An 8,723-nucleotide genomic window follows, 5' to 3' on the forward strand; every position below is an offset into this window, starting at 1 on the left:
CTATTTCAATATCTCTATCTGTTTAAAGTTTTTACTAAACTTAAACTCGTAGGTTTTATCGGGGTTTACCGATACTTCTTTTATCTCCTTACCATCGGCCATAATTTTTGATGGTTTAAACGGCAGACCGTTTATTTTAATATGATATCCATCGTAACGGGGCGTGTACAGGCCCTCCATGCTTTGTTTTATGCTGAGGCTTTTGGCGGTACCTTTTACAATGAATTTCTTCTCTAAGTAAATATCCTGCTCGTAGGCAAATGTTTCGCCGTAATCTTCAAACAGGAAGGAGTTTACCTCGTAATCGCTGTAGTAGATGTTCAGTTTCACCTCTTCTATCGGCTTCTCGCTGGTGTACTGCATCACCGGATATTCGGGTATTACCGACCCTGCTTTTACAAACATCGGTATGGTATCCAGCGGCGTAGCTACATGTACTTCCTGTCCGCCCTCTACCATTTCCAGGCTCCAGAAGTGGTACCATTTGCCCTTAGGCAGGTAAACCATGCGGCTGGTTTGGCCGGGTTCTAACACAGGGCAGATCAATATCTTATCGCCATAAGTAAACTCGTCCTGCCTGAAGTGGTTGGCAACGGTTTCCTGCTCATGCATTACAATAGGCCGCAATATAGGGAAACCGTAACGGTGATGTTCCCAGAATGCCGAGTATAAGTAAGGTAACAACTTGTATCTTAACTCAATAAATTTACGGTTGATGGTAGTGAATGGCTCGCCAAAGCTCCACGGCTCGCGTTCCTTGGTATCACCGGCCGAGTGCGCGCGCATAAATGGCGAAAAGGTACCCATCTGGATCCAGCGGGTAAACAGCTCACCATCGGGCTCGCCGCTAAAACCGCCGATATCTGTTCCGCAGAAAGAGATCCCCGATACCGATAAACGCTGCAGTTGCACGTTACCAATTTTCAAATGCTCCCATGAAGCCACGTTATCCCCCGTCCAAACGGAAGAGTAGCGTTGCACGCCTGCATAACCTGCGCGGGTAATGGTGAACGGGCGCTTATTTTTTAGCTGCTTGCGCAAGCCTTCGTAAGTGGCGCGTACCATTTGCATACCATACACGTTGTGGGCCTTGCGGTGGCTTCCGCGGAAACCATCGTACTGGTGGCGCACATCGTCAGGGAACGTACCCGAACCAAATACAGCAGGCTCGTTCATATCATTCCACACACCTGCCACGCCAAGGTCAACCAATTCGTCAAACAAACCGCCCCACCAGGTACGTACCTCCGGGTTGGTAAAATCGGGGAACTGGCAGCGGCCCGGCCATACGTGGCCCTCCATAAAGTAATCGTCGCTTCGGCGGCAAAAATACCTGTTCTCTTTTCCTTCTTTAAATACCGAATAATTATCATCCACACGGATCCCCGGATCGATAATAACAACCGTTTTAAAGCCATTGGCAGCCAGATCTGAGATCATCTTGCGCGGATCGGGGAAGTATTTTTTGTTCCAGGTAAAGCAACGGTAGCCATCCATGTAATCGATATCCAAATAGATACCATCGCAAGGAATTTTATTCTGGCGGAAACCGTTTGCAATTACCCGTACTTTATTTTCGGGATAGTAACTCCAGCGGCATTGATGATAGCCCAGCGCCCAAAGCGGCGGCATAGGGTGCGTACCGGTTAAAATATGGTAATTTTTTACCACGTCCATCATGTGCGGCCCGTGGATGTAATAGTATTGCAGTTCGCCCCCATCGGCCCAAAAACTGGTTTTGGTGGTGTCTTCTCCCCCAAAATCGAAGTGTGCCTTAAAAGTATTATCAAAGAAGATACCGTGGGCGATGCCTTCGTTTACGCTGATATAGAATGGGATAGAGCGGTACAAGGGGTCCTGGTTCCAGCCGTAGGAGTAAGCATCGGTGTTCCAGTTCTTTAAGCGCTTACCACGCAGATTAAACTCGGTAGCTTTATCGCCAAGCCCAAAAAAGCTTTCTTCGGGGGCGCAGGTTTTTGTGCAAAACACGTAGTAGCCGCCAAACTTTACGTTCTCTTCCCAGTGCATCGGCGCAGCATCACCGCTGGTGGTGATGCCATTACTATCCGAAAAAGAGATAAAGAAATCCTGTTTACGGATATGGCAATTAACAGCCTCGGTAGATACTTTAAACTCCAGGTCGGTCTCGCTCAGGTTAAACGCCACCGCTTTGGTTGGCAATTCGGGCACGGCGTAACTAAATTCATCCAGGAAAACGCTGTGCGGGGCAAGGCGGATGCGGATGATCTCTTTAGTAACAATAGTAACCTCTACGCTTGCATCACCATCCGTAAAGAAGAATTTATTTCCTATCTGCTCGGCATGGTTGGGTACTCCCAGGTATTTTTTTACGATGGGTTTTATACCATCTGCGGGGTTATTTAAGTGGTGGAACTCCTCATCGTCCACGATCATGTTTTCCTCAGCTACGAGTAATCTGGCCGTTAGTAGTTCGGGGTTCGGGTCAGGTACGTTTTCTTTCATAAAACTTTAATATTCTTGAACCTTGTTAATTATTACTTAAACAAGGTGTACAAATCACGTCAGTTAATCTTCTTATCAGCTAATAAACGATTTATTACTGAATATTCAAGCCATAATTAAGCCAAAATTGTAATAAGGCGAATTATTGGCGAATTATTATAAATTTGTAAACACACCCCCTTCAACTATTCACGATGAACAACTATTTTATCACGCAACCACCTTTTAGCGTAAATAAAAAGAAAAATTCACCGCTCATAAACTTTGTAAACAAAGGCCTGCGCTTCTTTAAAACCGGCTACAATGTTCATCAGCTTGATACCAGTGTGGATATGAACACTGTAGAGCAGCGAATTAATTTTTACCACCTGCTGGATAGTGTAATTGTGAATAATGTGCCCGGCGATATTGCCGAAATGGGCACCTTTATGGGGCAATGCGCCCTGCTTTTTCAAAAAACCTTATCGTTGCGCCAATCTGATAAAAAGCAGCACGTTTACGATACCTTTGATGTATCGTTTAAATTTAAGGGCGATGTACTGGAGAAGCTAAAGGACCAGTTTAAGCAGGCAGACCTGCCCCTTCCCGTTATTCACAAAGGAAACTTTTTTGACACCCTGCCTGCGGAACTCCCTGATGCGCTTTGCTTTATACATATTGATTGTGGCTTTGGCGGCGACAAATTTGAGCATAAAAAAGTAATGATGCATTGCCTGGAAAGCATTTATCCCAGGATGAGCAAAGGTGCCATCTGCATTTTGATGGATTATAACGACCCGGCAGAGAACGGCGTTGCGCATGATATTGCACCCGGCGTTAAACTGGCCTGCGACGAGTTCCTGGCTGATAAACCGGAAAAAATAATTGCCCTATACGGCAACCAGTACCTGCACTCCTACTTTCGTAAAGTGTAACTAAAAGGCCAGCAGTAAACCGCCGGCAGCCTTTAAATTCACCTCAACACCTTGCGTAATATCCGGCGTTGAAAACACAGCACCAGTTAACAGGTCTGTAAAATTGGTATTTCCGTTCAAATTGAATTGGATTAGCAACTCTGCGGGGATCTTCACCCGGATGTTTCTTTCGGCACGGTTAAAATTAACCAGCACCAAAACACGCTGTGTATCCGTGTATCGCAGGTACAAGTACAGCCGGGTATCAAAGCCGGGTTGCTGCTCATTGGCAATCATCAGTTCATAAAACTCACCGGTACGCAGCGCTTCGTTATTTTTTACCGTATTGAGCAAACCGCTGTAAAAGCCGCGCAGCTGCTGTTGTTGCGGGGACAATCCTCCCCCATCAAACAGGGCATTATTTACCCACTTTTGATGCCCCGGAACGCCCCAGTAATCAAATATGGTGGTACGCCCGTCATCTCCGCTAAAGCCTTGTTCGCCTTCTGCCGGTTCGCCTACCTCCTGCCCGCTGTATATCATCACCGGGCCGTTGGCCAGCGTAGCGCTCACGATCATCCCCGGCACCGCGTACCAGGCATCGCCGGCAAAAAACCGACTGGCAATGCGCTGCTCGTCGTGGTTTTCCATAAAGCGGATCATGTGCGCGTCGATATCCTTGCAATGGTTGTTCCATACGGCGTTTATGTCCCAGGTGGATGCCCATTCGTCGTTACAGGTAAGCTTGCGGATGGCGTCGTAAAGCCCAACCTTATCGTACAGGTAATCGAACCCGCCCGTTTGAATGTAGTTGTAGTATTGATTTTTATCGTATGCCTCGCCAATAAAAATGAGCTCGGGGTGTGAAACTTTCAGCTTGGGGATGATCCATGCCCAAAATTCTACGGGCACCATCTCTATCATATCGCAACGGAACCCATCCACGCCCATTTCGGCCCAATAGGTTAGGATGTGGTGCATTTTATACCATAGCGGCGGCACGTGCCCAAAGTAGGTTTTGTGCCCATCGAGGTAGTAAACCCCGTAGTTGAGCTTGATGGTTTCGAACCAGTCGTTTATGGACGGCGCGGGATTAAAAACATCGTTGCCGGTTGCCTTAGCCGGATACTCCTCAAAATGCCCGTCTTTTAGTGGCGATACAAATCCATCGCCGCCGGGATTATAGCCCGCCGGCACTTTAAAATGCTCCCCCGGGATATAGTAAAAATCATTCTCCGAAGTGAAATCTTTGGAAGTATCGTCGTCCTCCCCAAAATCACGCACGGCTTTGGGCCGCATGTCTGATGCATAGGTGCGTGCCACGTGGTTGGGCACAAAATCGATAATTACCTTTAGCCCGTTAAGGTGCGTACGGGTAACCAGGTCCTGGAATTCGTTGACGCGGTTGTTCACATCCACTGCAAGGTCTGGCGCTACGTCGTAATAATCCTTAATAGCGTAAGGCGAACCGGCACGGCCCTTCACCACGTCGGGGTCGTCGGCTTTAATGCCGTAGGCGGCGTGATCCGTCATCGTGGCGTGCTCTATCACACCAGTGTACCAAACGTGACTAAAACCCATTTTACCGATCTCGGTAAGCGCCTTATCTGTAATATCGTTGAACTTGCCGCAACCATTCTCTTCGATGGATCCATAAACCTTGTTTACAGTTTTTGTATTGCCAAAAAGGCGGGGAAGCAGCTGGTAGATGATTAATTTATAGTCGGGGTTGGATAGCATGAGGTTGTCTATTAAACTTTTGAATTAGCGAAATTTAAGTTATTGACAATCATAAAATGCACAATTAAACATTATATAGGAAGTGCGTGTTACAATTCGGTATAAGGTCAATATCTTTATTTCTATTGGTTTTTCACTTTAACGGAGATAAGATTTAACGATAATCAAGGTCTAATTTCTTTGGCTAATTGGGGTGTTTGAAATATTATCAGCTTCAATATCTGTTATTGCAGCTTTATCATGGAGATTGATTTCTTTTTTATATTTCAATGGCCAGACTTGGTTAAGTTTTGATAGTAATTTACCATCAACATCTGGAACAGGTTGATCTATATAAGTACACGAAGCATGAATTATTAATTCTCCTACTACAAATGTTGAATACTGAGTATTCATGCCTTCGTAATCAGCCATGTTAATTGTGTAATTGGAATTTATCATCGCGTAGCCCACACCAATATGTCTATACCTCATTTTATATTCAGTTCCTTGATATCGTCCGATATATATCTTCCAATTTTTAGGTGGAAGTTCATTTTTCATCAGATATAGGACATCACGCTGTTTTATTGCTTTTGTTTTTAAATCCTCAAACTCTCTCACATAAGAAGTCATAACAGCCCACTCAGCAATATTTAGTAAATCATCCTTATTTAAAAGAATTGATTGACCCAATATCAACGCCGTAAGATTTGCCTTATTAACTTGCTCTAATTCGCTCATCCAACCATTATTACAGATTGTACAAACATTCCTTAGCTTTCTTGTTCCCGCATGACCCTGCCTATTAATAACCTGAGGCTTTATATTCACAACGTCATCAAGCAGATTATCTATATGAATATTTATATTATGATTTGTATTCTCTTCTCTTGGAATGATATTTCCAATCCAATTAGGCCAAAGATGTTGCTTTGATAATCCTTTGCCATTGCAAAAAATGCATCTATTATCCTGATAATCTTTAGCCATTGCGAATCAATTGAATTTAATATTCTTAATTTTTGATATGTGGATTACCCTTGACCACTACGCTACGCCCGTTCAGCAACACCGTTACTTCCATATCCGATAAATTCTTCACCGTCGTCCCCTCTTTCGCTATCCTGATATTCAGTAAACTCCCACGGAAACCGATCTGGAACGAAAGCGCCTTCCACTCATCCGGCAGTAATGGATTAAACGACAGCGTGCCGTCCTTCACCCGCATCCCGCCGAAACCTTCTACTATCGACATCCACGTACCGGCCATCGAAGTAATGTGGCAGCCATCCTCGGTATCGTTGTTATAATCGTCTATATCCAATCTTGAAGTGCGGAGGTAAAACTGGTAAGCCCGCTCCACATCGCCCAGCTTAGCGGCTAATATGGCGTGTACGCAGGGCGACAGCGAAGACTCGTGCACCGTGCGCGGCTCGTAAAAGTCGTAATTGCGGCGGATGGTCTCCAGGTCGTAATCCTCTTCAAAGAAATACATCCCCTGCAAAACATCAGCCTGTTTAATAAACACCGAACGGAGAATCCTGTCCCAACTCCACTTTTGTACCAGCGGGCGCTCGGAAGCGGGCAGGTCGCTTACTAAAAGTTGCTCCTTGTCCAGGTAACCGTCCTGTTGTAAATAGATACCCAGTTTTTCCTCCTGCGGGAAATACATTTTGGCAACAATATCTGCAAAGCGGTCGCTTTCGGTTGTTTCGTTGAACGTTATTTTAGCGGCCAATTCATCATATTTAGCCTGACCGGCTTGTTTGACTTTGTCGATAACTTCCAGTGTATATTTCATACACCAAACCGCAATGGTGCTGGTATACCAGTTGTTGTTTACATTGTTTTCGTACTCGTTTGGCCCGGTTACGCCCAGCATCACATACTGCTCCCTATCTGCCGACCAGGTGATCCGTTGCGACCAGAAGCGCGAAATAGCGATAAGCACTTCCAAACCATAATCGCCCAGGTAAGCCTCATCGCCGGTGTAGCGCACGTAATTGTAGATAGCGAACGCAATGGCCCCGTTGCGGTGGATCTCCTCGAATGTGATCTCCCACTCGTTGTGGCATTCGGTGCCATCCATGGTAACCATGGGGTATAGCGCCGCGCCATCTTTAAAGCCAAGCAATTTAGCGTTCTCTATGGCCTTGCCTAATTGCTTGTAACGGTAAAGCAACAGGTTGCGCGCTACTTTTTGCTCCGCCGTAGCGAGGTAGAACGGTACGCAATACGCTTCGGTATCCCAATAGGTGCTGCCGCCGTATTTTTCGCCGGTAAAGCCTTTGGGGCCAATGTTTAAGCGATCGTCCTCCCCCGTGTAGGTTTGGTTAAGCTGAAAGATATTGAAACGGATGCCCTGCTGTGCCTTGGCATCGCCTTCGATGATGATATCGTTATTCTTCCACTTTTCGGCCCAGGCCACGGCTTGTTCGGCCAGCATAGTGTCGAAACCTTTGGCGGCAATGCTGGCAACTAATTCCGTTGCTTTAGTGGCTAATTCTTCTTTGCTATGGTTTTGAGAAGATAAGTTTGCCGCGTATTTAACAAGCGTAATACTTTTCCCGGCTACAGCCTTTAGCTTTATTTCTGTGCTAATATATTTTTCTTTTTCTACCGGGGTCGATTCAAATTCAAACGGCGCATTATCCTGTAACAAAACAATTTTCGTAGCAGTGGCTACTTCGAAGCCTGTTTTCTTGGTACGCAATTGCAGGTAACCACCATCGTTAGTGGTAGCTTTGCTTACTTCGTCCCAAAACTTCTCATCGTAGTTAGAATCCTTGTTAACGATGTCGCCGTCGATGTATGGGGTAAGCGTGATCTCGCCATCAAAATTCAGCGGGGTAACGGTGTAATGGATCGCCCCACATTCATCATCAACCATACTGCAAAAACGGACAGATTCTACACCCACCTCTTTACCCGACGCGGTTTTAGCTTTAAAGCTCCGTTTAAGATAACCCTCCTGCATATTCAACTCCCGGCGAAATTCCAGCACCTCACATTTGGCCAGGTCGAGTTGTTCACCATCGAGCATTACATCAATTCCTATCCAGTTAGCCGCGTTAAGCACTTTGGCAAAGTATTCGGGGTAGCCGTTCTTCCACCAGCCTACGCGGGTTTTATCGGGATAATAAACACCTGCCACGTAATTACCCTGCAGGGTTTCGCCACTGTAGGCTTCCTCAAAGTTGGCGCGCTGCCCCATGCGCCCGTTACCCAAACTCAAAACACTTTCGGCAACCTTATTATAATGAGGGTCGAAACCTTCTTCGATGATCTTCCACTCGTCAACTTTAAAATAATCTTTCATACAGGGTATTGTATTACCGTTGCTAAAATAATATAAACATTTTAAAAGCCTCGCTTAAACGGCGAAGCCCTCTTGAAATAATCCTCTAAAAGTGAGAGGACTTGGAGTAAACAGCGCCTCTCCTTTGGAGAGCGATAGCCCACCAGAAGACAATGTTCATTAAATTTCACTACGGGTTATAATAAAAGATTTAGGATTTATGGTGTGACCCGTCCTGAAATAACTATACACTAAAAAAAGGTGTATGAAAATAGAGGATGAAGATTTAATAAGATCGGGTCGGCTCTTCGCAGGGGTTCATTTCC

5 protein-coding genes are annotated in these 8,723 nt (G+C 45.6%); 1 reads left to right on the top strand and 4 read right to left on the bottom strand.

Going from position 1 to position 8,723, the window contains the following annotated elements:
* Nucleotides 1–2,415 (bottom strand): glycoside hydrolase family 31 protein, encoded by a 2,415-nt coding sequence (locus ABIX36_RS09150; protein WP_348081864.1) that lies wholly within the window; start codon nucleotides 2,413–2,415, stop codon nucleotides 1–3.
* A 263-nt stretch (nucleotides 2,416–2,678) separates the two neighbouring features.
* Here ABIX36_RS09150 and ABIX36_RS09155 point away from each other — a divergent pair, with 263 nt between their 5' ends.
* The gene (locus ABIX36_RS09155) at nucleotides 2,679–3,398 is read left to right on the top strand and encodes a TylF/MycF/NovP-related O-methyltransferase (protein ID WP_348081859.1); all 720 of its coding nucleotides are present in this window, start codon (nucleotides 2,679–2,681) and stop codon (nucleotides 3,396–3,398) included.
* Here ABIX36_RS09155 and ABIX36_RS09160 read toward each other — a convergent pair whose 3' ends face one another.
* From ABIX36_RS09160 to ABIX36_RS09170, 3 genes are all read right to left on the bottom strand, one after another.
* Nucleotides 3,399–5,117: an alpha-amylase family glycosyl hydrolase gene (locus tag ABIX36_RS09160; RefSeq protein WP_348081860.1), complete on the bottom strand. Its 1,719-nt coding sequence runs from the start codon at nucleotides 5,115–5,117 to the stop codon at nucleotides 3,399–3,401.
* Nucleotides 5,118–5,288: 171 nt separating this feature from the next.
* Nucleotides 5,289–6,089 (bottom strand): hypothetical protein, encoded by an 801-nt coding sequence (locus tag ABIX36_RS09165; protein WP_348081861.1) that lies wholly within the window; start codon nucleotides 6,087–6,089, stop codon nucleotides 5,289–5,291.
* A gap of 25 nt (nucleotides 6,090–6,114) precedes the next feature.
* A complete protein-coding gene (locus ABIX36_RS09170) occupies nucleotides 6,115–8,418 on the bottom strand; it encodes a glycoside hydrolase family 65 protein (RefSeq protein WP_348081862.1) in 2,304 nt (767 codons plus the stop codon).
* Between the last annotated feature and the right edge of the window lie 305 nt (nucleotides 8,419–8,723).

The sequence above is a fragment of the Mucilaginibacter sp. genome (genome assembly GCF_039925265.1).
Classification (GTDB): domain Bacteria; phylum Bacteroidota; class Bacteroidia; order Sphingobacteriales; family Sphingobacteriaceae; genus Mucilaginibacter.

Bases quoted from the DNA above. Each gene is read 5' to 3' on its own strand.
- ABIX36_RS09155 (WP_348081859.1), top strand. From the start codon at position 2,679: ATGAACAACTATTTTATCACGCAACCACCTTTTAGCGTAAATAAAAAG.
- ABIX36_RS09150 (WP_348081864.1), bottom strand. From the start codon at position 2,415: ATGATCGTGGACGATGAGGAGTTCCACCACTTAAATAACCCCGCAGAT.
- ABIX36_RS09165 (WP_348081861.1), bottom strand. From the start codon at position 6,089: ATGGCTAAAGATTATCAGGATAATAGATGCATTTTTTGCAATGGCAAA.
- ABIX36_RS09160 (WP_348081860.1), bottom strand. From the start codon at position 5,117: ATGCTATCCAACCCCGACTATAAATTAATCATCTACCAGCTGCTTCCC.
- ABIX36_RS09170 (WP_348081862.1), bottom strand. From the start codon at position 8,418: ATGAAAGATTATTTTAAAGTTGACGAGTGGAAGATCATCGAAGAAGGT.